The organism is Vibrio sp. NH-7 (genome assembly GCF_053643215.1).
In genome coordinates, this window is record NZ_CM132188.1 from 1,481,984 (window position 1) to 1,507,766 (window position 25,783).

The following is a 25,783-nucleotide window of genomic DNA, read 5'->3' on the forward strand; positions in this document are numbered from 1 at the left end:
CGCTTTTTCTTTTGGTCAGATTTCAAACAAAATTTGTTTCACAAACTCAATGATGGCAATATGCACCAAAATGAATATAACTTTACGGACGAAGATATGAAGCTTACATTGAGAAAAGCGCTCCCCTCAGATTTGGACTTTCTGATCAATCTACGCCATGCAACCATGCGCGATTACCTCGAAGATGCCGGTATGCCAACCACTTACGAAGCCTATGTAGACCGAATTCAATACAAATTTGATTGCGCGCAGATCATCAACCTTGATGACACTCCGATTGGGTTGTTTAAAACCGAGTACCAAAAAGAACAAAACCTGTGGTACTTGATCCAAATTCAAATCCACCCAGGCTATCAGAACTTACAAGTTGGTAGCCAATTGATCTACTCATTGATAGAAAAAGCAAAAATAACCAATGCAGTGGTTGGTTTAAGCGTTATCAAAACCAATCCCGCTTACAAGTTGTATCAGCGACTCGGTTTTGAGAAAGTAGGTGAAAACAAATTTGAGCACGAGCTAGAACTCTATCCATAGCCCAGCGCTCTAGCAGTAATGATAAGGACATCTATGCTCTCCACTCAGCACCTAATTCTCAAACCTGCAACAGAAGGTGATCTTGATATATTCCTTGAGATTCTAGGCTCAGATGCTTTAACCAAATACCTTCCCAAAGGCAGCGCGTACACAGAAGATGAAATTAGGTTATACACTGACAAACGCCTTGCTCATTGGCAGCATGGCTATGGCACCTACATCATTTATGAGAAAGCAGAACCTAACATTAAGCTTGGGTATGTCGGTGTAGAACAATGCGCCGATCCAAGGTTTAGTGATGTGCGCTACGCTATCCTTCCCCGTTATCAGGGCAAAGGTTATGTCTTTGAAGCCGCCAGCGCCGTGATTTCAGAAACCTTCAAGACCCAACCGCTAGACAAGATTTATGGTGTCGCCTTAAAGCAAAACTTAGCCTCACTGGCGATCATCAAAAAACTAGGAATGACAGCAGATCCCAATACCGGACTCTATGGCGAGTTTGACGATCTTTTGACTTACTCCGTCGCCCGATAATTAGAGGAGCCCGCTATGAACCATGTCATGCTAGATATTGATGGTACGCTGATTCAGTCCTACGAGCTCGATGAGCAATGTTTCGTGTCCGCGGTACAAGAAGTCACAGGCTTAACCCTTTCGAGCGATTGGGAGGCTTATCCCCACGCAACCGACAAAGGCATTCTGCAAACCTTTGTCGAAAGGCAGGCTCCCCATTACTCTTTCGAAACGTTAGAACGTTTAGTTAAACCCGTCTTCATTCGCAACATCGCCAATACGCTACGAGATGAGCCAGCTAAAGAAATCCCAGGTGCAAGAGATTTTGTTTCTTATCTACTGCAAAGCAACCAACACATAGTGTCAATCGCCACAGGCGGCTGGGGAGAAACCGCTAAACTCAAGTTGGAGTCTGCGGGGTTCAACCCGAATGGCTTAGTGATGGCCTCTTCTAACGATCATCACTCTCGCACTCAAATTATGCGCGTGGCGCAATCTAAGGCTGACCAAAGCGCTGAACTGCCCGTGACCTATTTTGGTGACGCAAGTTGGGATGTGAAAGCATGCAAAGAGTTGGGAATAAACTTAGTCATCGTCGGCAATCGCACTCAACATCACCATCAAATCAATGACTTCTCATGCCTAAATAGTGTGCTACGTTATCTTTAAACTAACATCGATTGTGACTCACTTTTCTTTAAAACCAGTATAAGAGTTTTTGATCGCCACACTTAAAAGAGTCAGGAGAGGAAATGGAAAGCCCACTTGTCACACTCAAACACGCCAGCAAAAGCTTTGTTGATGGCAAAGAGACACATCGCGTGTTGGAAGGCGTCGACTTTACGTTGAACACAGGAGCGAGTGTTGCGCTGACGGGCGCAAGTGGCAGCGGCAAAAGTACTTTACTCAATGTCATCGCTGGCTTTGAGCCGCTTTCCGAAGGTGAGTTGTGGTTAGATGGCGATAACACAGCGGCTTGGAAAGACCCACAATGGAGCCGATTTCGACACCAAAAACTCGGTGTTATCTTCCAGCAATTCAACCTATTAACACCGCTCAACGTACAGCAAAACATCGCCTTCCCTCTGCATTTGAATCAACAGAAATGGAATGACTGGTGTGATTATTTGGTCGAGACTCTGGGCATCAGCCAACTTCTCGACAGACATGTTTCTGCCCTTTCCGGCGGTCAACAGCAACGAGTCGCTATCGCACGCGCATTAGCCCACAAACCTAAACTGCTGCTTGCTGATGAACCCACAGGTAACCTCGACCAAAAAGCCGGCTTGGAAGTGATGAAACTACTGAGTGAAATCACCACCCAAGGCAATACGGCAGTGCTATTGGTGACACACAGCCCTGAATGTGCTGAGTTTATGAAAACCCCGTTACGCTTAAAGGATGGGCGCTTGGAAAATAGCCAGCTGCATAACAGTCACCATTTAGACAAACATGAGCTTCACCATGAAGCAAACTAAGTTATCAAATACCAGATTCACTCATACTCGACTCGCCCTGAATCTATTTTCAGCGCACTATCGGCAGGCGCCACTGCAAGCCGCCGCAATTCTGATCGGTATCGTGTTGGCCGTGACCTTGTTTGTTGCGGTGCAAGCCATCAACCTCAATGCCAAGCGCAGTTATGCGGAGTCTACCGAGCAGCTTAGTGCACAAGCTCAGAACTTAATTATTCCACCCGCAGGGCAAAACTATCTGCCCGAATCGCTCTACTTCACCCTCAGACAAAACGGGCTCAGTGCAGCGCTACCTGTAATCGAAGGGCGAGTGAGAGATGAACAAGGGCGTCGTTGGTCAGTACAAGGTAGCGAGTTGATTGCTGCCATCTCTTCACGTTCGCGCTATTCATCGGATAGTGAGCAAAACGTCTCTTTGTTCGACAGTGCGTTACCTTTGCCTGAGCTTTTAGCCGGCAAGCCCATCGTGATGATGAGCCAATCTCAACATCAAAATCTAGGAGAGGTAGAAACCCTAACTTTGGACGACATTCCAACCAAAGTGGTGGTGCTACCTGACGAATGGCAGTTAGGTAGCCGAATGTTGATGGACATTGGTTTTGCCCAGCAACTGCTCAATAAACAAGGGCAGCTCAGTTACATTGCGGTTTTCCATTCGGGTGATAAAGGGAATAAAGACACGCAAGCAAAATGGCAGAAGCTGATTGGTGAACAAGGACAATGGATTTCCAATAATCAAAGTGCAGACCTTGGATCACTGACCGACAGCTTTCACCTCAATCTCACCGCAATGAGCTTACTCGCATTTTTAGTCGGGTTGTTCATTGCCTACAACGGCGTAAAATACAGCTTGCTTAAACGCAATCGGCTATTAGTGCAAATTCAACAGGCGGGTGTTGCGCCGAGCATTGTGTTCTCTGCACTGTTAGTTGAACTCATTATCCTGGTTACCATCGGCGCTTCCCTCGGTTTTGTATTGGGCATGCAGCTTAGCCACTGGTTACATCCGACCGTGGCACTGACTTTAGAGCAACTTTATGGTGCGACACTGCTACCCGGCACTTGGCAGTGGCAATGGTGGGCGCAAGCGCTGCTACTCACGTTAGCCGCAACCCTATTGGCATGTTGGCAGCACTTTACACAGCGAGTGCGCCAGCCGCTTTCCTCTCATGGCGGATTTTATCAAGCGCCGGAAGCCTCTAACGAAAACCAATTGTTCGTGATAGGTGCTTCGTTGACGGCTCTCGCACTCGCAGGGTTATGGTTGAGTGAGCATCACCGCTTCACCATGGCGTGGCTCGGCGTGCTTGTGGTGTCGATTCCTTTGTATCTACCCAAAACACTCAGCGTCTTAGCCAATTGGTGTGAAAAGCGCACCACTTCCGGTTTGATGCAGTATCTATTTGCTGAGCTTCGCGAGCTGATTTCTCCGCTTTCTCTCGCCATGATGGCACTGCTACTCGCCGTTACTGCCAATATGGGGATGAACACGCTAGTGGGCAGCTTTGAATCCACCCTAAAACAGTGGTTAGAACAAAGGCTACACGCCGATATTTACGTCAGCCCTGCCCAAGGAGAGATCGCTAATGTAGAGCGCGCATTAGGGCAGTTCGACAAGGTTGAGACCGTCTACAAGCAATACTACGTCGATGATAACCTGCAAGGCTTACCGATTTTGCTTGGCACCAAAGACAAAGACACCTTAGAACAAACCATGGTGTTCAAGTCGCATTTGGAGAACTTCTGGCCACGCTTTTACCAAGGTGAGTTAGTCGCTATCAGTGAGCCAACCGCGGTCAAACTGGGTTTATCACTGGGTAGCGAGCTCACGCTTGATGCCGTTCCAAATAAGAACCTGCTTGTGGGTGCGGTATTCCACGATTACGGCTCACCCAACGGTGAAGTCTTATTAGCACCAAAGTTATGGCAAGAGAGTGGCTTTACCGACCTGCCAACAAGCCTTGGTATTAAAGTCTCGGGTGACCCACAAATCGTCTACGAGCAACTGCGCGAGCAACTGAATCTGCATCCAAGTCAGCTCTACGATCAGGCTCAAATCAAATCCATCGCGTTGGATATATTCTCGCAGACCTTCGCCATTACGCGTGCGCTCAACGGCGTGACGTTGATGGTCGCGGTGATTGGCTTGTTCAGTGCTTGTTTCATGTTGCTCGACGCACGCAAAGCCGCCATTGCAAGGCTGTATGCACTTGGCGTTAGTCGTCGTAAATTAATGACCATGGTGGTCGGACAGATCGTTGCTCTTGTCAGTTTTACTCTGGTTATCGCCCTGCCCCTCGGAGCCATGGTGGGTTACGTGCTGACAGACATCGTCACCTTACGAGCTTTTGGTTGGAGCTTAAATTATCTGTGGAATTGGAGTGACGCGCTGAGCATTGCGGCGATCACCATCTTAGTGGCAGTGATCGCAACCTTGATTCCGCTGTGGCGATTGGTCAGCAAACCTGTCGTGTCCAGTTTGCAAAGCGAGGTGTTGTGATGGTTCGATTAGCAAGCAAACTTACTCTACTCATAAGCAGCTTATTCCTATTTGGATGTGAAGATCCCCAACAAAAAAATATGGGCACGCAAAATATGGGTAGGTTGCTGGGCAGTGGAGATACACAAAGCGAGAGCAACCTTTTCACACCCGTAGAAAAAGGGGTTGAACTCACCTTCCCGGCAGACCATCAAGCGCACCCGAATTTTCGTCATGAATGGTGGTATTTAACCGCTAACTTAACTGATGAAGATGGCAACCCACTTGGCGTCCAGTGGACACAATTTCGCTTTGCTGCTGCGCCACCGCCAAAGGGCGAAGATGACGTGAAGAAAACCGAGTGGCAAGCTCAACAAATCTACATGGCGCACAGCGCAGTCACGACTGCGGACAAACACTACGCCGATGAAAAATGGTCGCGCGATCAAACATCCCTCGCTGGCGTCGACACTTCACCATTTCGAGTTTATCTCGATGATTGGCAGTGGACTTCTTCAACCACCGATCTCTTCCCTGCAACATTAAAGGCGAACTCGGAACAGTTTGGCTATTCGCTGACGCTTACCAGCAGCGCACCTTATCAAAAGCAAGGCGAGCAAGGTTACAGCACCAAAAGTGCCGATGGGCAGGTAGCTTCCTATTACTACAGCCAACCGTTTATTGATGTCTCCGGTGAAGTCACCATCGACGGCGAAATCCATCAAGTGTCGGGTAAAGGTTGGATAGATCGAGAGTGGAGCTCGCAATTCTTACTCGACTCACAACAAGGCTGGGACTGGTTTGCCCTAAGATTGAGTAACGACACCAGCTTGGTGGTGTTCCAGTTGCGGGATTCCAAAACCGGTCAAGCCAGTTACTCCAGCGCAAGGCTGATGCAGCAAGAGGGCTCTGGCATTGCTATCCCACAAAAAGACATTCAGTTAAAGGCTACTAAGCAAACAAAAATCCAAGGGCGAAAGTATCCAACCCAGTGGCAAGTGTCGATTCCTAACCAGCAAATCGAGCTTACCGTTTCTGCACTCAACCTGAACGCGAAAATGCCGCTTTCTGTGCCTTATTGGGAGGGCCCAGCACGTATTGAGGGCTCTCATTCTGGGACTGGCTATATGGAACTAACGGGGTATTGAAATGTTGAGCGGGAGCCCCAATTATTTTGCTAGAACAAATACTGGCAACCAAGTCATACACTGATTGAAAGGAAATATGATGAACCCAATTATCGCCTTGCTGAAAGAGAACAACATCAGCGATGAACAGATCAACGAAATCTTCCAGACTCTGACGCAGAACCCGCTCGCGGCAATGGCAACCATCAGCCAACTAGGTCTGCCACAAGAGAAGCTACAAATGCTGATGGCACAAGTGATGCAAAACCCTGCGCTCATCAAAGAAGCCGTCGACGAACTAGGCTTAGACTTCTCTAAAGTTGAAGAAGCAAAAGAGAAACTTCAGAGCCAAAACCAAGGCAACTAATTCTTCGCAATTAAGTCTTAGCCATTTAGCGCTCAATCAAGAAAAAGCCGTTCGCCCGGACATTGGGGTTAACGGCTTTTTGCGCTCTAAGCTCAACCAACTTCTATCACGCATTTCTCACTACCCACTCTTGAAACATTGATTCAATTCGGTAGGCTTTGAGCAACCCTAGCAAGGATGAGCTAACCAATGCGCGTTGATTACCAAAAAAGACTATTGCCTGTTATTCGCTATCTAGAAACGCATTTTAACGAGCCGTTAAATCTGCCAGAGGTCGCCGCGCTTGCCAATCTTTCACCGTATCACTTTCATCGCACCTTTAAAGCGGTTCAAGGTGAAACGCTGGCGGATTTTATTCGCAGACTGCGTTTAGAAGCGGCGGCAGATGAGCTCTTTAAATCCAAGCAACCGGTTTTAAATGTCGCACTAGAATATGGATTTTCTAGCTCCCAAAGCCTAGCGAAAGCGTTCAAACAGCATTTTGGCGTGACCCCTACTGCATTTCGAGATTGCGATAACTATCAAGAGTTTGCCTTACTGGCTCGAAACAGCAAGATTGGACACACCTTGCGCAAGAATGGAAACGAAGTAACAGCAAGCGATCCATATACTGGCTCTACACCAACAACATGGAGCAGCACAATGGAAACGCAAAACTTTGAAAAATCAAAACTGGCTTACATTCGCGTAAACGGCCCTTACGGCCAAGGTTATGAAGAGCCATCAGGCCGCTTGTATCAATGGGCAGGGATGAAAGGCTTGGCAGGCAATACCTGCATCTTCATCTACCATGACAACCCAGAAATCACCCCTGATGAGAAGTGTCGTACCGACATCTGCTTGATGGTGCCTGAAGATACAGAAGTGGCAAACGGTATTGAACTGCAAGACTTCCCAGGCGGCCAATACGCGGTAATGCGCCAGAGCATCACGGACGTCAATCAATATGCGCAAATGTGGGATGAGCTAATGGGCAAAGTCATTGAGTCTGGACTGGAAAACGACTGCAGACCATGCTTTGAGCTCTACCACAGCTACGATCCGCAAACCCACCATGCGGATGTGAGTTTCTGTACCGCGATTAAATAACCCAACCTCTTAAAAAGCCTGCGTTCGAGCGGGCTTTCTTATCATCAGATTCAATAAGGCTTGACTAAACTCAACCGATCGCATAAATCAATTGATATGGAGTTATGGGGACTCCTCATACGATATGGACATTGAAATGGATTCAATCTATCTGTTAACCAGAGTTACCTCCAAGCCTTCAAGACGCGTGCTAAGAAAAGCCGTTCGTTTTGCCCACGCAGCAAACAAAGCGCTTCACATTTACGCTGAAGATTACCGTCGAAGCGAAGAACATACCTTTATCGATTTCTTGCTCAAAGGCGAAGAGAGCAGCGCCCGATACAATGACTATTTCATGCAGTGGTGCACCTCCGTAATAGAGTTAGTTGAGGAAATTTGCGCGGAAATAGAGTTCCCAGAAATGGATGTTAATTTCGACTTACTCTCTGGAAACAATTGGGAGAAGAAGCTATCGAAAGACCACCAAAACTGCGCCGATGTGTTCTTGGTCGATTATTCTCGAGGCGTATTAGCACCGCAGCTACTTAGGGAGTTGGCGCGTCAAAGTCACGATGTCTTGTTACTGACGGAGAACAAATGGGGACAAGAGATAAAGATTGCCGCCGCCATTGATCCGCTCCACCGCGGAGACAAAAATGCGGACATTGATAAAGCGATTATTGACCGCAGCTTAGAGACTGGCGTAAAGCTCAATGCCTCGACCACTCTGGTATATTGCCAATATGTCGCGCCATATTTAAATCGCTATTCACAAGAAATTCTCGCCAATCAAAAGCACGCCATCAAAGAGTTTCTCAATAGCAACAAGTTCTACCAACTGCCTTTGCGGTTGATTAAAGCCAACCCTGAAGAAGGTTTACCCGATGCCGTCGATGCCATTGGCGCATCCATTCTAGCCATGGGCGCTTGCAAACGCATCGCGCTCTCTCGGTATTGGTCAGGCAGTACCGTGGATGTGTTACTGGCCAACCCGCCGTGTGATTTAATGCTCGTGAGTAAATAGCATTGCATAAAAAAGGGGAGCACCACGCTCCCCATTCAAACAACCCAGATTAACGCCGCTCGCGTACAATTTTAATCGCACCATCTAAGTGAATATCCCGCTGCGGGTAGGCGATAGTAATCTCATGCTGTTTAAACGCCTCATCAATAGCGAAACGAATCTCACTGGTCACTGCACGAACGCCCCCTTCCACTTGAGAATTTATCCAAAAGAAGGTTTCAAAAATTAACGCGTTGTCACCAAAGTCTTGAAAGAACACCGCCATTTCAGGTGTTTTCAGCACCTTAGGGTTACTTGACGTGATCTCCCGCATCAGGGTTTCCACCAAGCGTACATCACTGCCATAGGCAACACCCACTACCACAGAGCCACGAACCAATTTATCGCGTAAGGTCCAGTTGATCACCGTGTTTTCCAACAACTTGCTGTTAGGAATCAACATATGGACGCCATCGACACGTCGAATTCGAGTAGAACGCGTGTTGATTTGTTCCACTGTCCCTTTTGCCCCTTCAACCTCAAGGAAGTCACCAATACGAATGGGCTTTTCGCCTATCAGTATCCAACCACTGATGAAGTTGTTAATGATGTTCTGCGCACCAAAACCAAAGCCGATTGCAATCGCACCCGAGAGAAACGCAAAAGCGGTAATCGGGATATTGAGCATCGACAAAGTGGTCAGGAAAATGACCGCAAGGGCGACAACAAACAACACTCGCTCAATCAAGTGGACAATATTCGGGTCCTTGCCGGATGAGGTTAGGCGAGCACACACGCCTTTAATAATGAGCTTTGAAACCCATAAACTGACCACCACCCAAGTCGGCACCGCTAAAATAGCCCACAAGGTAACCGGTTGTTCATTAAAGGTAAAAAGCGTCATCTCTAACCAAGAGATCGCCGTATCAAACGCATTCATATCTGTTTAGCACTCCCACCGCAGAATACTTGTGACGGATCAATAAGGAACTTTTTCCCCATCGCTTGACGACCAAGCAGCATCAAGTACGTCATGTCAGAGCGGTCGGTCAAGGTAATTTGGATTGGCCACTCTAAACCTCCCAATTTCACATTGGTTTCAATCACATAGCGCTGCTCAGAAACACCATTTGAAGATTTCACTTTGCGCAGGTCATACAGCTCGGCTTTACAGCGCACCACTTTATCAACGTTGTGAACCTCGGGGTGAATGTCGAACTGAATACCTGGCTTACCGTGTATGGTGATCAACGTAATATTATCGACGTGCAACGAAGACGTCTGAGCACCGGAGTCGACCCGAACGGTCAAGTTTTCAATGCCAAGATCGGGCAATGAAATGCTTTCAAGACGTCCAATAATGACTTTTTCTTTGCTACTGGTTGCCATTACATACCTTCCTTAATTTCTCGTGAGGCCACATCCTCAGACAGCATGTCAATTTGCTGGGCAATGGTCTGTTCATCTTCATGGAAGTAAGCAATGTGGTACATCGCTTCCCCTTCTTGAACTAAGGGAATGTTCTGCTTACCAATGATGACCCCTGTTCTTGGCGCGAGAATTACCGCTAACTCTTCGCCATAGGCGCTGCTGATGGTTGCGAGCTGATCGCCTTTTTTCACGTAGTCTCCCAGTTGGTACCGGTGTTTAACAATACCACTCGCACTGCCCCTCACCCACTGGCTACCACGCGCAATCACCGGCTCTGGTACATCACGAAGTCGACGACTTTTGCTCACCATGTTGAGATGACGCAAGACTCGAATGACACCTCGTGTTCCCATGCGGATCGAGGTTTCATCAAATCGCAACGCTTCTCCCCCCTCGTACACCAGCACTTTAGTATTCGAGTTCGCGGCACAATCACGCAGCGAGCCATCAATCTCTTCCGAATGCAGTACCACTGGTGCGCCAAACGCATTCGCCAGCTGCGCGGTGACTTCATCTTCCACATTGGCGCGAATTTGCGGCAAGTTGGTTCGATGAATCGCACCGGTATGCAGATCTATACCGTACTGACACTTATCGATGATCTCGGTTTTAAATATGTTTGCCACCCGCGCCGCAAGGGAGCCTTTCGGTGAACCCGGGAAGCTACGGTTGAGATCGCGACGGTCCGGCAAGTAGCGGCTTTGGTGGATTACACCATGCACATTCACCATTGGCACAAAAATCACCGTTCCTCGAATCACCTTAAAACGCTTCATATTGATAATGCGATGAACAATTTCAATGCCATTCAGTTCGTCACCATGGACGGCGGCACTGACAAAAATTGTCGGGCCTTCACGTTTGCCGCGAATAATGTATACCGGCAAAGAAACGTCAGCGTCGGTGTACAACTTCGCCACGGGCAACGCAATTTTGGTGCGTTGACCGGGCAATATTGTGTGTGTACCAATACGGAGCTCTGACATACTTGTTACCCCTTACCACGGGTTTTATTGGCGTGGAACTTGGCGTTCTTTTCAATAAACTCGTACAGCTTTCCCGCCACGTCTAAGTTGGTTGCTTTCTCGATGCCTTCTAGACCCGGAGACGAGTTCACCTCCATCACCATTGGACCATTATTGGAACGCAGCAAATCCACACCACAGAAATTCAGACCCATGATTTTGGCCGCACTGACTGCCGTTTCACGCTCTTCTTTGGTTAAACGGATCACTTCTGCCGAGCCACCACGATGCAAATTAGAACGAAATTCCCCTTCTGCCGCTTGACGCTTCATCGCCGCAACGACACGTCCGCCAATCACCAAACAACGAATATCCGCACCGCCTGATTCCTTGATGTATTCTTGAATCAAAATGTTGGCTTTCAAACCCATAAAGGCTTCGATGATGCTCTCCGCAGCCTTTGACGTTTCAGCCAGTACCACACCGATGCCTTGGGTACCTTCGAGTAACTTAATCACCAACGGCGCGCCACCGACATTCTTGATAAGGTCTTTAATGTTGTCAGGTTTGCTCGCAAAACCGGTTCTAGGTAGCCCGACGCCTTTTCGAGACAACAACTGCAAAGAGCGCAACTTATCGCGTGAGCGGCTGATCGCCACAGATTCATTGACGTTAAATGTGCCCATCATCTCGAACTGTCTCGCCACCGCCGTACCATAGAAGGTAATCGAAGAGCCAATACGTGGGATCACAGCGTCATACAATGGCAGTTCGTTACCTTGGTAGCGCACCGTTGGGCGGCTACTAGTGATGTCCATGTAACAGTGAAGTGTATCAATAACATCCACTTCATGACCGCGAGCAATGCCCGCTTCAACTAGACGTTTGGTTGAATATAGATTCTGATTTCTCGATAAGATGGCGATTTTCATTTTGTCTCTCCCTATGGATTTGTAGGGAAAATGTAGTAGTTGTTAAGAGATAAATAAAATTATATATTTCTTACAGTTTGTTCGAAAAAATTTATCAAAATCATGAAAATTGAGCTGCTCAAAACCTTCATCGACGTCAGTCATACGCTGCATATTCGTATGTCCGCGCAAAACCTTCATTTAACGCAAGCCGCAGTCAGCTCGCGGATTAAACAGCTTGAAGATGAGCTGGGGGTACTGCTGTTTGACCGCTCGAACAAGCGCCTAAAACTGACCGCAGAAGGGGATAAGCTGGTCAAGCATGCCAATGACATGATGGCCATGTGGCACAAGTTAAAACAAGAAGTTGGCGTCACTGACAGCGATGGTTCGCAGCTTTTTCTTGGCGCGATGATGTCCATCTGGGACATGGTGCTGCACGACTGGCTGCAAAAGCTTCACCGCAATATTGACGATGTACACCTTTACACTCACACCTACTCTTCGGTCGAACTTCGTAAACGAGTGCTCAATCGGATTTTGGATATCGGCTTTCTTTTCGAGCCCCCCTACACCGACGAAATTATTTCGAAGAAACTGTGCACGGTGCCTTTGGTCTTGGTCAGCACAGACCCAATCAAGCAGGTAACCGACATCGAAAATTTCGTCATGGTTGACTACGGAGATACCATCAACTCGGCGTTTTTACATCATTTCGGCAAAGACCTTTCGCCAGTTCACCATATGAGTCAACCCAATACGGCCATGTCATTTATTTTAGAAGCCGGGGGGACCGCTTACTTGCCGCGCCAAATGTGCTTTACTCAACTGCGTAAACAGCAACTTTATCTTGTGCCGAATACGCCAACCTTTCAGCGTGACATTCATGCCATATACTTAGCCAATAGCCATAAAAGAGAGTTAATTGAAGATTCGCTGATGCTGTTCCCCTACAGCATTAGATAATGTTTATTTTATATGACTAGTTGTTCGATTTTTTTTATCAACTGTAACTAAACACTGAAACTGATCACAGTTGTGATCAAAAAGGAGTTCCAGAATGCTCAAAGCGTTTTATCTCAAGGATGACCAGTTGACCGAAGGTGGTCAGGAACTGATTGAACAATGGCGCCTTCAGGGTGGCCAAATATGGATAGATCTCTACAAAGAACCATTGAAAGAAGAAGAATCACTGCTACTCAATCTTGGCTGCCACCCACTTGCAATTCAAGATGCACAGCGCGATCGCAGACCGCCAAAGGTCGAGGAATTCGAGAACTATACCTTCATTCTCTACCGTGGGTTTAGCAATGTCGAGGCGCATCTAGACATCAAAACCATGGCGCTTGGGTGCTTTGTGGGCGAGAACATCTTAATTACTCGGCGCGTCGAACATTCCTTTGGTATCGAAGCGTTAGCGAAACACCGTTCGTTGCCTAAGTATCTGCGCTCGCCGAGCTTAATGCTGAGTAAAATCATGAATGCTTCTGCGCAGCGCTATACCGACGCGGTTCTTGAGGCAGAAGATGAAATCAGTGACCTTGAAGACGGGATGCTCACTCAGTCCAATGATGACTTAATGCACCGCCTCATTTTGCTCAAATCCCACTTACGAAAAATACATCGTATTCAGTCCTACCACGTTAAATTGGTTGACCAACTGATGACGGAAGAGTTTGCTTACATCAATATAGAGGATGCAGACATTAAGCACAGCCTGCGCGATGTGTTTGATAAGTTTGACCGATTAGAAAGCCTTACGTCGATGTATTACGACTTATGTGGTGACTTGATTGAAGGTTACATCTCGTTGAGCTCACACCAGCTGAATAAAACCATGCAGCTGCTTACGGTCGTCTCAGCGATTTTTGTCCCACTGACCTTTGTTGCTGGCATCTACGGAATGAACTTTGAATACATCCCTGAACTCACCTTTAAGCATGGTTATTTTATGCTTTGGGGCGTGATGGCAATTATGGCGACATCGCTTCTCTACGTATTTAGACGCAAACGCTGGTTATAACCTCTTTTCACATATAGACCAAAGCGACCTATCGTTTTGGTCGATTTCGGCATTACTTTTCCTATCAATCTTCCCTTTACATCGAAATCGCCTATCAAGTGAAATAGGAAATGGCTATCAATAGGATAGATACAAGCGATTTTCCTTAGACACACTCCGATGAGAATATACTTTCCGAAAGCAAGAAACGGCTCAGCCTAATACATTCAGAGGAAAGTAAAAATGATTAACACTCAAATCAAACCATTTGCAGCAACAGCATACAAAAACGGCGAATTCGTTGAAGTAACAGAACAAGACGTTCTAGGTAAATGGGCAGTATTTTTCTTCTACCCAGCAGACTTCACGTTTGTATGTCCAACAGAACTGGGCGACCTAGCAGACCACTACGAAGAGCTACAAAAACGTGGCGTAGAAGTTTACTCAGTATCAACTGACACACACTTCACTCACAAAGCATGGCACGACAGCTCAGACACAATCGGTAAGATTCAGTACTACATGCTTGGCGACCAAACAGGCAACATCACAAACAACTTCGGTGTGATGCGTGAAGGTCAAGGTCTTGCAGACCGCGCGACGTTCCTAATCGACCCAGAAGGTACTATCCAAGCAATGGAAATCACTGCTGAAGGTATCGGTCGTGACGCAGAAGACCTACTACGCAAAGTGAAAGCCGCTCAGTACGTAGCAGCACACCCAGGCGAAGTTTGCCCAGCAAAATGGAAAGAAGGCGAAGAGACGCTAGCACCATCTCTAGACCTAGTTGGCAAAATCTAAGCCACTGACAGCACACGCTAAGCGCGCATTGAGTTCCTAGCTAGCTTAGCGTCTTAATTAGAGGGCATTCCAGGTTAGATACTTTGACGACCTTCGGCCTGGTTTGCTCTCCCCTCGCTCAATTTTATCCAGAGTAACCATTTAAGTAAGGCATGATTCACTATGTTAGACCAAGCGATCCAACAACAACTCAAACAATATCTGGCTAATGTAAAACAAGAAGTACGTTTAGTGGTTAGCCTAGATGAAAGCAAAGCATCAAACGACATTCTCTCTCTCGCTAACCAAATCGCAGAGATGAGCGACCTCATCACCGTTGAACGTGACGACAACGCAAGCGCACGTAAACCCGTGATGGCGGTAACTAACCCAGAGAAAGGCACAGCACTTCGCTTTGCTGGCTTGCCAATGGGTCACGAATTTACCTCTCTAGTATTGGCACTGCTTCACTCGGGCGGTCACCCAATCAAACTAGAACCGGAAGTGATTGAGCAAATCGCAGCACTAGACAAAGATCTAGACGTAGAAATCTTCATTTCACTGTCATGCCAAAACTGTCCGGACGTGGTTCAAGCGTTCAACATGATGGCGGCGATCAACCCGAAAGTAAAAGCAACCATGATCGACGGTGGTTTGTTTCAAGATGAAGTAAAACAACGCGACATCATGGCCGTACCAAGCGTATTCGTGAACGGTGAGCTATTCGGTCAAGGTCGTATGTCTCTGACTGAAATCCTAAACAAAGTGGATGACGGCGCGAGCGAGAAAGCGGCGAAAGCACTAAGCGAAAAAGACCCATACGACGTACTTGTTGTTGGCGGTGGCCCTGGTGGTAGCGCAGCTGCTCTATACGCCGCTCGTAAAGGTATTCGCACTGGCGTTGTTGCTAAGCGTTTTGGTGGTCAAGTTATGGACACCATGGCAATTGAGAACTTCATTTCGGTAAAACGCACTGAAGGTCCAAAACTGGCAACTGACCTAGCAGAACACCTAAAAGAATACGATGTAGACGTAGTAACTGAGCAACAAGCTGAGAAGCTAATGGGCGCAGCACACACAGAAGATGGTTTGATTCACATCCAGCTTGAAAGCGGCGCAACGCTGAAGAGTAAGAGTGTCATCCTTAGCCCTGGTGCACGCTGGCGTGAAATGAACGTTCCGGGTGAGCAAGAGTACCGCAACAAAGGTGTCGCGTACTGCCCACACTGTGACGGCCCGTTGTTCAAAGGCAAGAAAACCGCAGTTATCGGTGGTGGTAACTCAGGCATCGAAGCGGCTATCGACCTTGCTGGTATCGTAGAACACGTAACGGTTCTTGAATTTGCCGACGTACTTCGCGCAGACCAAGTGCTTATCGACAAAGCGAACTCACTACCAAACGTAGACATCATCACGATGGCGCAAACAACAGAAGTCGTGGGCGACGGTACGCGCGTAACAAGCTTGAAGTACAAAGACCGCAACACAGATGAAATCAAAGAGATTGAACTGTCAGGTATCTTTGTTCAAATCGGTTTAGTACCAAACACAGAGTGGCTAAAAGATTCAGAAGTCGCCCTATCTGAGCGCGGCGAAATTGAAGTCGGTAGCCGTGGTGAAACCAGCTTAGAAGGTGTTTTTGCAGCCGGTGACGCAACCACCGTTCCTTACAAACAGATCATCATTGCGATGGGTGAAGGTGCAAAAGCAAGCTTAGGCGCATTTGACTACCTAATCCGTCAGCAAGGTTAATTGTCGCAGAACAAGCGGTGAGGGTTTGAACAAAATCCATCGGGTCACCGTAGAATTCGACGAGAACAACTAAAATAAAAACTGGAAGCCCAAAGTATTGCCAGCGGGTATTCACTGCTGGCTTTTTTGGTGTTTGGTAGATGAAATGCCTATTGAGACAGGTTGGTTAGAACTTATCGACAAGTTTCTTTAAATGGTGCTTCGCCAGTTCATGATTTCCACGACTCATCCACTTAATACAATCAAACAGCTCCCAAGTCAGCCCTTCATCACCGTTGGTATAGGCGGGAAAGTCCTCATGTTTTGGGGCGAGCGCATCCGTTACCCTCTGCTCGATGATGTCATTTTTGTCGAATAGCACTTTAAAAGGCTTTGAGATACAAAATGGTTCACTCACATCTAAGCAGTGGATTTCAGCACTGGTTAAGTCATTGAAAATGTATTTCTTAAAGTACGCATTGTCATTGTGAAAACCATCCAGTAGATAGAAGATTTCTTTATCACTCTCGAAAACGGAAAAGCACGAGTTTGCCGCTTTATGAAAGTCATTTTGAGTAAAGACTAGAATGTCAGCGTCCGAGACTCGATCGCCTTTCCCTGCAGCCAGCGAGCCTAGCAACACAGCGGCAACCACGTCATCTTCAGATATAAATGCCGCGCACGCTGATTGAACCAACTCATTTTGCAAAGGTAGCGACTCTAAATTACGCTTTTCTAAACTCACAACGTCCTCCATGTGTTCTGGCTAATTTTTGACGAGCTTTGTCATTGCCGTCTCTGAGACCGACTGACCATCGATTCTATATTGATCTTTGAACTCACCGACAATATCGAACCCAGCTTTAAGATACAGGTTCTTTGCGGGCGTGTTTGCTGACAAGACACAAAGGTCGAGCCAATCAATCCCTGATTGTTGTTGGCAATACTCGACAACGGTACCAATGAGCTTTTGACCCAAGCCTTGTTTACGACACGTCGCGTCTACACCCATACCGAGTAACACTCTGTGGCAACAGCTTGTATCATCATGGTGGCGAAGATCAATATGACCTTTGATACTTCCGCACCTATCTTTCACTAGCCAAAGTTTTCGCCAACCCACCTCGCCAAGTTGATGGGAAAACCCTTGGACAAATTTATCTTTTGTTGAATCTGGTACGTCTTTTTGATTTCTGGATATTGGCTGGAAAAGCGGATTTTTTCCGTTGCCGTTTTCAGACAACTGATTTCCAAGGTAAATAAAGAACGAATCTAAATCCGATTTTTCTGCTGCTACGACTTCCATCTCATACTCTGCATTTTATTAAGACTGTTGCTTGGGCTCCTGGCGCTCAATTTTGCCGTCAAAGATCAAACTCGGAGTTGTACACTTTAAAGACATTGACCAAAGGTTCTTCCCAACCGAGGCACACTCGAAGCTGATCAACAATAGGTTTCACTTGGTGCTTTGCCACGTTGATTTCTACTTTTAGCAGGGGGTAGTTTTCTACTGTACCTTGACCACCAAACACCGGCTGTGAGCCATCAAGAGCGCGGTGAGATCCCGTCACCGAGCCGATGGCCCAGCAGTGGTCATAGTTTCCAATTTTATCGACGCCTGACTCATGTAGAGTACTTAAAACCCGGTCTTGTTGCTCTGGCGTACAGAAGATTTCTAGTTTATACATCTGGTATTTAGACTCCAAAATAGCGGTTCCCGCTAACGAAGGGGTAGGAACGTTGGCATAAAAGGCTTACGGATCGCATCATGCTTGAAGCACGCCAATCCACACAGAAAGGTCTTATTACGATTGTGGTCTGGGAATCGTATATTCGTAAAAAATCACACCACTCTCATTTTCTGGCCGCTCTATAAAGCCCAATTTTTTGAGCAAATTAGCTGAAGCGACATTCGATGTGTCAACGCCACCAACAAGTTTTGACCACGACTCTGTACACGCTACTTCTTTGATAAAGCTTTGCAGCAGCTCACTCGCGAGCCCTTTGCCCCAACACTCCTCGCAGAGCAAGTAACCGATATGCGCAACGTTATTTTCGCTCTCTACATAAGCGAACAAGAAACCGATTAGCTCATTTGCCGTGGATTTCACCTGAAGTAAGCGACTCTCCAACAACATTTGATCGAGCCAAACCTGCGCCAATTGGCGAGAAGTAATACCGTGAAAATAGGGAGGTAAGTTTTCAACAACGGGAGGCGTCAAAATAGTAGGTATCTGCTTCATCAGAATTGATTGCTCATCAGGGCTCAGATTGCCTGATATTTCCTCAACTCTCAATCTCTGAGTTTCAAACGCTATTGCCATAGACTCTGCCTCAAATGGTTTGTCAGAACGAAAGGTATTGTCCAACTCTGAAAAACTCTGCGATCGCCAATCTGTCTGCATCAATACCCACAGGCGCTGACGATAATGGATACCAGTGCACGCTCTGGGCTTCTTGGGCTGAAATTTCTCCTGTCCAGCGGTCAACGACATAGTAATGGATTAATTGCAGCTCGCGTGTGGGATGATAAAGCGAACAAAGATGTTGGTAGGATTCAGGGCTCACATTCAACTCTTCGTCCATTTCACGGAACAAGGCTTGGCGTTGGCTTTCACCACCTTCCATATGACCGCCAGGAATGTTCACGATGCCTGCATCTGTTTTTCTGGTCTCGCTGCGTTTTTCGAGTAACACACGGTTATTGTCGATCAACATAAAAGATACGCATTCGTGCACTTTCATCCAATGTCCCTATTAGTGTTAACGCCCAACTAAGTCGTCCATACTACACCGACCAAGCGGAGCATTCATCTTTAACCTCAACAGGGACGTAAAGTGGTAACAATCAGCGTTTTTTACGCCTTGCTTAAGCCACCTTTATGCTGGATTGCACGTGACTATCTTTTGACTGCTCGATGTTTTATCGAAACGACGATGACTTGAAGCAAACTTACGATGTTTCTCAGCAATCCAAGGAATCAGCTCGTTTAAATCGAGTTTTTCAACCTGATTGGATTTGCTGCGCCCGAAACTAAACCCATTGGTACACAGTTCACTGGCTTTTTTATCGAATAGCTCAGTCAGTTTGTTTGAGTCAGGCTTTACCTCTTCTGCATAGTAAACGGCGAGCAAAAGGTATGCCTCTGCAGATGATAGACTCTTAGTATAAACATCCATTTTTACATCACTCGGCTTCTGAGATGCACAAGCACTCAGAAGAACAATAGACATAATGCTAAAAAACCGTTTCATTTACCTCATACTCCTTGTGGTATAACGCTTATAGGTAGGGTTAAAGATAGATTCCAGAGCTTCTAAGCTGTGACTTAAGATCCAATAATTTAATCTGAGTCACGAGTAAAATGAACGCATTGCTTAGCGCTGCGAAAACCAACAAACATACTGAAATCATGCCCAGAAATCCGCTGTTTGATATCAAGATTAAAGAGGCACCAAGAGTAATAAGGCAACTTGAAATTGCCAACGCAGTTTCTCCAGTTTCGAGCGAACAATAATCACCATTGGGATTATATCGAATTCTAATTTTCGAACTCAAACCACCAAATTTGAGCTGGATTGAATGCCCATTTCGGGTGTGTTCAATTCTGTTCATCTTTAGTGTCTCTTCGACGCGATCTAACATGCTGTGGCCTAGGATTGTTGAATTTGAAACGAGTCTAAATTCAACAAGTTAGTAAGCTAGTGTTCAGGCTCTATTTTTCGACCTAACTCTCGGAAACATAAGTACATATTAATAGGCACAATCAGCGACATCTGCAAAAACCTAAAAACAGACACATTAATGGTTGACTCTCCTCTATGCAGGAGAGTTTATCGTAGTACCTCAATCAACAGATATTGAGGATAAACACGATGAAAACAGCATTCATTAGCGGCGCAACGCTGGCTTTGGCCTTCATGGTGAGCACTTGTTACTCAACCAAGCAAAGCATTCATCTTTAAACGCAGAGCATGAAACACTGCGAATCACCCTTAAGCATCTCCTGATGAGATCGACTTAATGGCTTCGGCAATGGATAGGAACTGTATCTTGGTAAGGCACATTTCTGCTTTCGCAAACTCATGCTCTTGAACCAACTTGGTTACTTCCGACAAAGTAAGCATGACACCTTCAGGCTCAAACGCATAACTATCGCTTTCTACACAGACTGAGTAACACTGCCCGTGACTGTCAATGAGACGGTCTGAGCTATCCCAAATTAAACCTTCTAATTCAGTAACTAACTGATGGACGGAGTCCATATACAGTAGTTCTGAATCCCCATCTAACTTGAAAATACAAGGCCAAATAATCATTTTCTATCCTGCTAACGTAGAGTTGTAGCCAACGCCATCACCTAATTGAACCATGGCGCCGACTGCATCAAACCCAACGATAGGACAAAAGTTCTAACGTTGGGAATTTGATTTTAGTTCCTTGCTAGATTGTAATTACATTTCACCAGACTTTATTTTTGCTTGCGCTTCTTCCGGTGTTGATAGCGAGAACAGCAGATCCATCATGGCCATTATACGTTTGCGGTCGTCTCCCCACTTATCGGGGTTTGAGTTGTTTGCTGCTTTGAACTCGACATTACCAACTTTCTGATCATTCTTATATGCTTTGATATTTGCATCGGCAATAAAAGTACTAAAATCCCAACTCCACCGCGATATATAAGTTAGAGTCAACTCCGGAGCTTCAGGTGGCGTTCCATCATTAACAACTTTACATCTGTGGGCATTATCAAGGCACCACTTCTGCATCGATTGTAAAAATATGTCTCGAGTAGCGTCGTCTCTTACGATTGTAATATCTTTACTTTGCTTGTCTTGAGGAATCGGGTCTACCGTATATTTGGGTGCGGCACATGCTGCAAGTAAAAATGGAATAGCAACAATAGTAAGTTTCTTAAACATATAAACAGCCTCTTACCTTATATTTTATTTATGAAAAGCACATATCAAGTCCGCACAGCAGAATAATAATGCTATCTAAGCCAATAACGCGTGATACCTATATGCATCACGCCGTCTTTATATGCCTTTTAAATTAATAATCAATAGCTTATTCACCACTATGTGAACTTAAATGGCTATATAGTTTTTACTGTTGTCGCCTGCGCAGAAGCCGAACGGAAGTCGTTATGGGTGGGTTTGCTCTTAAGTGAAGCGAGAGATGAAATGAATAGGATGTTGCGCGCAACTGGATACAAAAATGCCCGCAGAGTTGCAGGCATTTATTCAACTATAAACGATACTCTTTGAGTTCACCTTTATCAGTAATGGTGGCATTAGCGAGCTTGTTGCCATAAATATCTTTAAAACCTATGTCGATGGAGTTGCTCGCGTGAACAATTTTTGTAATCAAGATTTCGCCTACATCATTGCTAAGAGTGAGGTAGTAATGCACATTGCGGCTGCAAGGAATCACTTTTTCTTTAAAGGTTTTACTGATGTAGTACATGGATTCGCTATTTAGCTCTACGCCATGCTTTTTAACGATATCCACTAAGCTGCCAACGATAGTGCCGACTTTTTTCAATTCACCGGTTAAAATCATCATTGCCTCCAATCTATTCTAGTGCCCAATCGCCCATCCAAGACCAAGCATGAATGCGCTTGAGCGCCGCGCTTGCTACTGCGATAAGAAATAGACAACTCTGAAATTGTGGCCACAGCAGCGAGAACATTCTGTTTATTCATATTTATATTGATAATTATGTTGTGTCCTCACCAAGCTATCTTGAGAGCATTTACCGAAAAAGTAATTTAAAGTTGCATTTTTACTCGGTATTTTCGAAATGTTTACTCTAAATGATTAAATATCTTTAATTTTCAACCAGTAAGAAGGCCTCTTCTACGCCATTTATGGGGTAACCCCGTGAGCAAGCGAATTTAATTAACTCACTTACCATGATCTAAATCAGACCTACAATTATTACTCTCATCGAAATAAAGTCTTTATATTCAATGATTAGAAGAAACAAGGCTAAGATTCGTTAAATCGACTTGGGCTAGAAAGGTTATCGGAAATAGGCAAAGAGTGCCGCTTAACAGACTTTGGTGAACTCAGGTGTTGAGGAAGTGATTCAAATGGCTTACCACCCGCTATTTGAGGCGCTAGGTATTTATGTTAGGAGATTGAACAAGCCCCCCTGCCGCGTTAGTCGAAGCAGAGGGGCTATCTGTGTAATCTAGACTCAGTCATTTTGGAGTATTCGCTAGGCAACCTTAGTGGCGTTCGCTGGCTTGCTATCAAAAAATACACCGTGCAAGGCACAAATTGAGGATTGGTACTGGTTGTCATCAACAACAAACTGGACATTGACATTGCGCATTGATGAATGAACCGCGATCGGAGTAATGTCCCTGTCCATCAAAGCCAGTACGCCTTTTGCCAGTGCTTCATTCGTATCAAACTGCGAACCAATCGCAGAGATCAAGGCAACCATTCTGCCTTTGATGTTGGCCTGCGGGAATCGCTTCTCCGTTTTGTAGAGCACTTTATTTAACGCATCGGTACTGCCCGTTAAGTAGTAAGTCATGGAGTTGGCATTCATCTCTTTTCCGACTAATCGCACGCGAGTATCTGTGATGATTTCCATCAAGTCATAGCTGACATTGTCCACGCACCCGACCATAGCTTGGTCAAATAAATGCAGTGCGAATACTTTCTCTTTCCCCGCGATGATCTCCACTTTATCCATCGTTGGACGAAACTCCCCCGAGATCAGGGTGCCAGGATGAAGAGGTTCGAACGTGTTTTTGATTTGTAACTCAATGCCGCTCTCTCTCAGACCCGCTGCTGCGTTCGGATGAATGGCTTCCATACCAAGGTTGGCAAGTTGATCGGCAACGTCGTAGTTTGTTTCTCCCAGAGGAAGCACTTTCTCAGACCCAACCACACGAGGATCCGCCGAACTGAGGTGGTACTCTTTGTGAATGATGGCTAAGTCGGCACACGTTAGCGACGCAATTCGGCTAAACGTCATTTCACTGTAGCCACGGTCATAGGTCGACATCAGTCCTTCTTTACACGACGCGTATCCGGTCACGATCGGCAGTTCTTTGGTTGTGTCGATATCAGCAAAGGCTTTGAGAATGCAATCGTCCAAACTTGCTGGCACTTGCGTATCCCAACCGGATAAGTCGACAAATCGCGCATTGTAGCCCATGTTTTTCAGCTTTAGTGCCGTGTTGTAGGCACTGTGCGCTTCACCAATGGAAGAGAGAAATTCTCGAACCTGAGGAAGATAGTGACGAAGTGAAAACTGCCCATACTGACAGGTCTCTAATATATTCGAAATACATACTTTCGCTTCTGAAATCCGAGAGCGAATAAACTTATCCGCTCGCATGCGGTTCATTGGATCCGCAAAAATATTCTCGTTGGCGAGTAACATTCGCTGCTCAACGTAATCTAGTGCCTGTTGCCAGCTGTCATCTCGCTTAGCAACCAATTGATAAACGCCGGGTTTACTGGTTTTTTTGCATTCGAGTAAGGCATCAGTAATACCTGCGTAAGCCGATACGACAAACACTCGGTTGTACATTTCCTCTTCGCTATCTTTGATTAAAATATTATCTAGAACAGCATCGAATGCGGTCATGGAAGTACCGCCGATTTTCTCTACGGTATAAATCATGTTAAAGCCTTTTGTTTGGTTTTGAATTGTGTAGGTGGCTAGACGAACTCGCCTAGCCAGAGAACGTTTTTCTAATCGATAAGTGGGTACACACCATTTTCATCGTGCGTTTCTTTACCGGTGATTGGCGGGTTAAACACACATGCCATCACCATCTCTTTATTCTCATAGGCGCGAAGATAGTGCTCGTCATGCTTATCTAAAATATAGAGCGTTCCGGGATTGATCGGATAAGTCTTACCACCCACCACTTCAATTTCACCCTCACCACTCATGCAGTAAACAGACTCCAAATGGTTTTGATAGTGGATGTGTGTCTCGGTGTTTTCAAAAATGGTGGTGATATGAAATGAAAAGCCCATGTTGTCATCTTTCAACAACATACGAACGCTCTCCCACGTTTCGGACGCAACTCTGCGCTCACTGTCTCGACACTCATCTAATGTACGTACAATCATCTTGCTTCCCCTAGTTACGACGCTTTTTTAAATTGTTGTTCAACGACAGATTCAACCGCGTTTTTAAAGATATCTAGCCCTTGTTGCAGTTCAGATTCTGTGATGGTTAGCGGCGCAAAGAACTTCACCACTTCATCGTTGGGGCCCGCAGTTTCAATAACTAAGCCGTTATCAAAACAGTTCTTGACGATGTCGCTAGCCAACTCACCACTGCGACATTCAATCCCCATCATCATCCCGCGGCCTTTGCGAGTGACGAACATCTCTGGGTAACGGAGCAACGTAGACTCAATCACCTCCGAAACCAGCAGTGAACAGTTCGAAATATGCTCCTCGAACGGTGCGCTGTCGGCCCAGTACGCCTCAATCGCTTTAGTCGCCGTGACAAACGCATGGTTGTTGCCTCGGAATGTGCCGTTGTGTTCTCCAGGATTCCAAATATCTAGCTCAGGTTTCATCAGAACAACTGCCATTGGCAATCCATAACCGCCAATGGATTTCGATAGTGTCACCATATCCGGTTTGATGCCTGAAGATTCAAAACTAAAGAAGGTGCCAGTGCGCCCGCAACCTGCTTGAATATCATCCACAATCAGTAAAATATCGTGCTTCGAACAAAGCTTGCTCAGTCTCTTTAACCACTCGTCAGAGGCGACATTCAAGCCACCTTCGCCTTGCACTGTTTCAACCAGTACGGCGGCAGGTTTGTCGATCCCCGCAGAATTGTCATTCAACATGGTTTCAAATAATTTCAGCCCATCAATGTCGGCATAACCCTCAAACGGAATGCGCGTTACATCGTTCAAGCTTGTTCCTGCGCCTTGGCGGTGGTGCTGGTTTCCTGTTGCGGCAAGAGCTCCCGCGGTGCACCCGTGAAAACCGTTAGTAAACGCAACAATAGAGCTGCGACCTTTGGCTTTTCTCGCCAGTTTAAGCGCGGCTTCTACCGCATTGGTTCCGGTAGGGCCTGTAAACTGGACTTTATAGTTTAGACCTCGTGGCTGAAATACATACTTGTACAGCGCTTTCAAGAAGTCTGCTTTCGCAGCAGAATGCATGTCTAACCCGTGCGTAATACCATCAGACTCAATGTAGTTGAGCAACGCCTGTTTAAAAATCGGGTTGTTATGGCCGTAGTTAAGAGACCCAGCACCAGCAAGAAAGTCCAGGTACTTTTCACCTGATTCCGTCTCTAGCCAGCACCCTTTTGCTTTAGTGAATACGACTGGGAAGCTGTTGCAGTAAGAACGTACTTGTGATTCTTGTTTGTCAAAAATATCCATGATT

Annotated in this window: 29 protein-coding genes; 13 read left to right on the plus strand and 16 right to left on the minus strand. The window is 46.2% G+C overall.

Going from position 1 to position 25,783, the window contains the following annotated elements; translation table 11 throughout:
* The first annotated feature begins 96 nt into the window (after positions 1-96).
* From ACUALS_RS21040 to ACUALS_RS21080, 9 genes are all read left to right on the plus strand, one after another.
* Positions 97-534 carry a GNAT family N-acetyltransferase gene (locus ACUALS_RS21040; protein WP_038136152.1) on the plus strand — a complete coding sequence of 146 codons (438 nt, stop codon included), beginning with the start codon at positions 97-99 and terminating at the stop codon, positions 532-534.
* 33 nt (positions 535-567) lie between these two features.
* A complete protein-coding gene (locus ACUALS_RS21045; protein ID WP_454449614.1) occupies positions 568-1,068 on the plus strand; it encodes a GNAT family N-acetyltransferase in 501 nt (166 codons plus the stop codon).
* Between the two features lie 15 nt (positions 1,069-1,083).
* Positions 1,084-1,716 carry an HAD family hydrolase gene (locus ACUALS_RS21050; RefSeq protein ID WP_454449615.1) on the plus strand — a complete coding sequence of 211 codons (633 nt, stop codon included), beginning with the start codon at positions 1,084-1,086 and terminating at the stop codon, positions 1,714-1,716.
* Between the two features lie 83 nt (positions 1,717-1,799).
* Complete coding sequence (locus tag ACUALS_RS21055; protein ID WP_454449616.1) at positions 1,800-2,525, plus strand: ABC transporter ATP-binding protein; 726 nt, start codon at positions 1,800-1,802, stop codon at positions 2,523-2,525.
* Positions 2,512-5,022 carry an FtsX-like permease family protein gene (locus tag ACUALS_RS21060; RefSeq protein WP_454449617.1) on the plus strand — a complete coding sequence of 837 codons (2,511 nt, stop codon included), beginning with the start codon at positions 2,512-2,514 and terminating at the stop codon, positions 5,020-5,022. Before ACUALS_RS21055 ends, ACUALS_RS21060 begins: the two co-directional genes overlap by 14 nt.
* Entirely contained in the window at positions 5,022-6,149 is a 1,128-nt protein-coding gene (locus tag ACUALS_RS21065; RefSeq protein WP_454449618.1) for a lipocalin-like domain-containing protein, read from the plus strand. Before ACUALS_RS21060 ends, ACUALS_RS21065 begins: the two co-directional genes overlap by 1 nt.
* 79 nt (positions 6,150-6,228) lie before the next feature.
* Positions 6,229-6,495: a DUF2999 family protein gene (locus tag ACUALS_RS21070; protein ID WP_038135740.1), complete on the plus strand. Its 267-nt coding sequence runs from the start codon at positions 6,229-6,231 to the stop codon at positions 6,493-6,495.
* Positions 6,496-6,684: 189 nt separating this feature from the next.
* The gene (locus tag ACUALS_RS21075) at positions 6,685-7,584 is read left to right on the plus strand and encodes an AraC family transcriptional regulator (protein WP_454449619.1); all 900 of its coding nucleotides are present in this window, start codon (positions 6,685-6,687) and stop codon (positions 7,582-7,584) included.
* Positions 7,585-7,720: 136 nt separating this feature from the next.
* Positions 7,721-8,587 carry a universal stress protein gene (locus tag ACUALS_RS21080; RefSeq protein ID WP_454449620.1) on the plus strand — a complete coding sequence of 289 codons (867 nt, stop codon included), beginning with the start codon at positions 7,721-7,723 and terminating at the stop codon, positions 8,585-8,587.
* Positions 8,588-8,636: 49 nt separating this feature from the next.
* On the opposite strand, the gene ACUALS_RS21085 is transcribed toward ACUALS_RS21080, so the two are convergent.
* From ACUALS_RS21085 to rimK, 4 genes are read right to left on the minus strand one after another with little or no spacing between them, the layout of a single operon-like run.
* Positions 8,637-9,506 carry a mechanosensitive ion channel family protein gene (locus ACUALS_RS21085; protein ID WP_005473928.1) on the minus strand — a complete coding sequence of 290 codons (870 nt, stop codon included), beginning with the start codon at positions 9,504-9,506 and terminating at the stop codon, positions 8,637-8,639.
* Positions 9,503-9,955 (minus strand): ATP-dependent zinc protease family protein, encoded by a 453-nt coding sequence (locus tag ACUALS_RS21090; RefSeq protein ID WP_005473897.1) that lies wholly within the window; start codon positions 9,953-9,955, stop codon positions 9,503-9,505. Before ACUALS_RS21090 ends, ACUALS_RS21085 begins: the two co-directional genes overlap by 4 nt.
* Entirely contained in the window at positions 9,955-10,983 is a 1,029-nt protein-coding gene (locus ACUALS_RS21095; protein WP_038212306.1) for a succinylglutamate desuccinylase/aspartoacylase family protein, read from the minus strand. Before ACUALS_RS21095 ends, ACUALS_RS21090 begins: the two co-directional genes overlap by 1 nt.
* 5 nt (positions 10,984-10,988) lie before the next feature.
* Complete coding sequence (gene rimK, locus ACUALS_RS21100; protein ID WP_038187775.1) at positions 10,989-11,894, minus strand: 30S ribosomal protein S6--L-glutamate ligase; 906 nt, start codon at positions 11,892-11,894, stop codon at positions 10,989-10,991.
* Positions 11,895-11,996: 102 nt separating this feature from the next.
* Here rimK and ACUALS_RS21105 point away from each other — a divergent pair, with 102 nt between their 5' ends.
* From ACUALS_RS21105 to ahpF, 4 genes are all read left to right on the plus strand, one after another.
* Positions 11,997-12,839: a LysR substrate-binding domain-containing protein gene (locus ACUALS_RS21105; protein WP_322414268.1), complete on the plus strand. Its 843-nt coding sequence runs from the start codon at positions 11,997-11,999 to the stop codon at positions 12,837-12,839.
* A 94-nt stretch (positions 12,840-12,933) separates the two neighbouring features.
* The gene (locus ACUALS_RS21110) at positions 12,934-13,896 is read left to right on the plus strand and encodes a magnesium transporter CorA family protein (protein WP_454449621.1); all 963 of its coding nucleotides are present in this window, start codon (positions 12,934-12,936) and stop codon (positions 13,894-13,896) included.
* 222 nt (positions 13,897-14,118) lie between these two features.
* Positions 14,119-14,676: an alkyl hydroperoxide reductase subunit C gene (gene ahpC, locus ACUALS_RS21115; RefSeq protein WP_005374632.1), complete on the plus strand. Its 558-nt coding sequence runs from the start codon at positions 14,119-14,121 to the stop codon at positions 14,674-14,676.
* Between the two features lie 162 nt (positions 14,677-14,838).
* Positions 14,839-16,407 (plus strand): alkyl hydroperoxide reductase subunit F, encoded by a 1,569-nt coding sequence (gene ahpF / locus ACUALS_RS21120; RefSeq protein WP_454449622.1) that lies wholly within the window; start codon positions 14,839-14,841, stop codon positions 16,405-16,407.
* A gap of 166 nt (positions 16,408-16,573) precedes the next feature.
* Here the strand turns inward: ahpF and ACUALS_RS21125 are convergent, their stop codons facing one another.
* The 12 genes from ACUALS_RS21125 to ectB all read right to left on the minus strand — a co-directional run bounded on the left by ACUALS_RS21125 (position 16,574) and on the right by ectB (position 25,779).
* Positions 16,574-17,143, minus strand: a complete 570-nt coding sequence (locus ACUALS_RS21125; RefSeq protein WP_454449623.1) for a nucleotidyltransferase domain-containing protein — start codon at positions 17,141-17,143, stop codon at positions 16,574-16,576.
* Positions 17,144-17,152: 9 nt separating this feature from the next.
* Entirely contained in the window at positions 17,153-17,692 is a 540-nt protein-coding gene (locus ACUALS_RS21130) for a GNAT family N-acetyltransferase (RefSeq protein ID WP_005469159.1), read from the minus strand.
* A 58-nt stretch (positions 17,693-17,750) separates the two neighbouring features.
* Positions 17,751-18,074 (minus strand): ion tolerance protein CutA, encoded by a 324-nt coding sequence (locus ACUALS_RS21135; protein ID WP_005469341.1) that lies wholly within the window; start codon positions 18,072-18,074, stop codon positions 17,751-17,753.
* A 117-nt stretch (positions 18,075-18,191) separates the two neighbouring features.
* Positions 18,192-18,710: a GNAT family N-acetyltransferase gene (locus ACUALS_RS21140; protein WP_334474374.1), complete on the minus strand. Its 519-nt coding sequence runs from the start codon at positions 18,708-18,710 to the stop codon at positions 18,192-18,194.
* Between the two features lie 22 nt (positions 18,711-18,732).
* Positions 18,733-19,131 carry an NUDIX hydrolase gene (locus tag ACUALS_RS21145; RefSeq protein WP_454449624.1) on the minus strand — a complete coding sequence of 133 codons (399 nt, stop codon included), beginning with the start codon at positions 19,129-19,131 and terminating at the stop codon, positions 18,733-18,735.
* A 135-nt stretch (positions 19,132-19,266) separates the two neighbouring features.
* Entirely contained in the window at positions 19,267-19,641 is a 375-nt protein-coding gene (locus ACUALS_RS21150; protein WP_454449625.1) for a hypothetical protein, read from the minus strand.
* A 741-nt stretch (positions 19,642-20,382) separates the two neighbouring features.
* Entirely contained in the window at positions 20,383-20,706 is a 324-nt protein-coding gene (locus ACUALS_RS21155; protein WP_043886382.1) for a DUF4144 family protein, read from the minus strand.
* A 135-nt stretch (positions 20,707-20,841) separates the two neighbouring features.
* Positions 20,842-21,309 (minus strand): Sbal_3080 family lipoprotein, encoded by a 468-nt coding sequence (locus ACUALS_RS21160; protein WP_454449626.1) that lies wholly within the window; start codon positions 21,307-21,309, stop codon positions 20,842-20,844.
* Positions 21,310-21,637: 328 nt separating this feature from the next.
* A complete protein-coding gene (locus ACUALS_RS21165; RefSeq protein ID WP_005469335.1) occupies positions 21,638-21,955 on the minus strand; it encodes a hypothetical protein in 318 nt (105 codons plus the stop codon).
* Between the two features lie 658 nt (positions 21,956-22,613).
* Complete coding sequence (locus ACUALS_RS21170) at positions 22,614-24,038, minus strand: aspartate kinase (RefSeq protein WP_269978066.1); 1,425 nt, start codon at positions 24,036-24,038, stop codon at positions 22,614-22,616.
* 71 nt (positions 24,039-24,109) lie between these two features.
* Positions 24,110-24,496 carry an ectoine synthase gene (locus ACUALS_RS21175; protein WP_454449627.1) on the minus strand — a complete coding sequence of 129 codons (387 nt, stop codon included), beginning with the start codon at positions 24,494-24,496 and terminating at the stop codon, positions 24,110-24,112.
* Between the two features lie 14 nt (positions 24,497-24,510).
* On the minus strand, positions 24,511-25,779 hold the full coding sequence (gene ectB / locus ACUALS_RS21180; RefSeq protein WP_454449628.1) for a diaminobutyrate--2-oxoglutarate transaminase: 1,269 nt from the start codon (positions 25,777-25,779) through the stop codon (positions 24,511-24,513).
* Between the last annotated feature and the right edge of the window lie 4 nt (positions 25,780-25,783).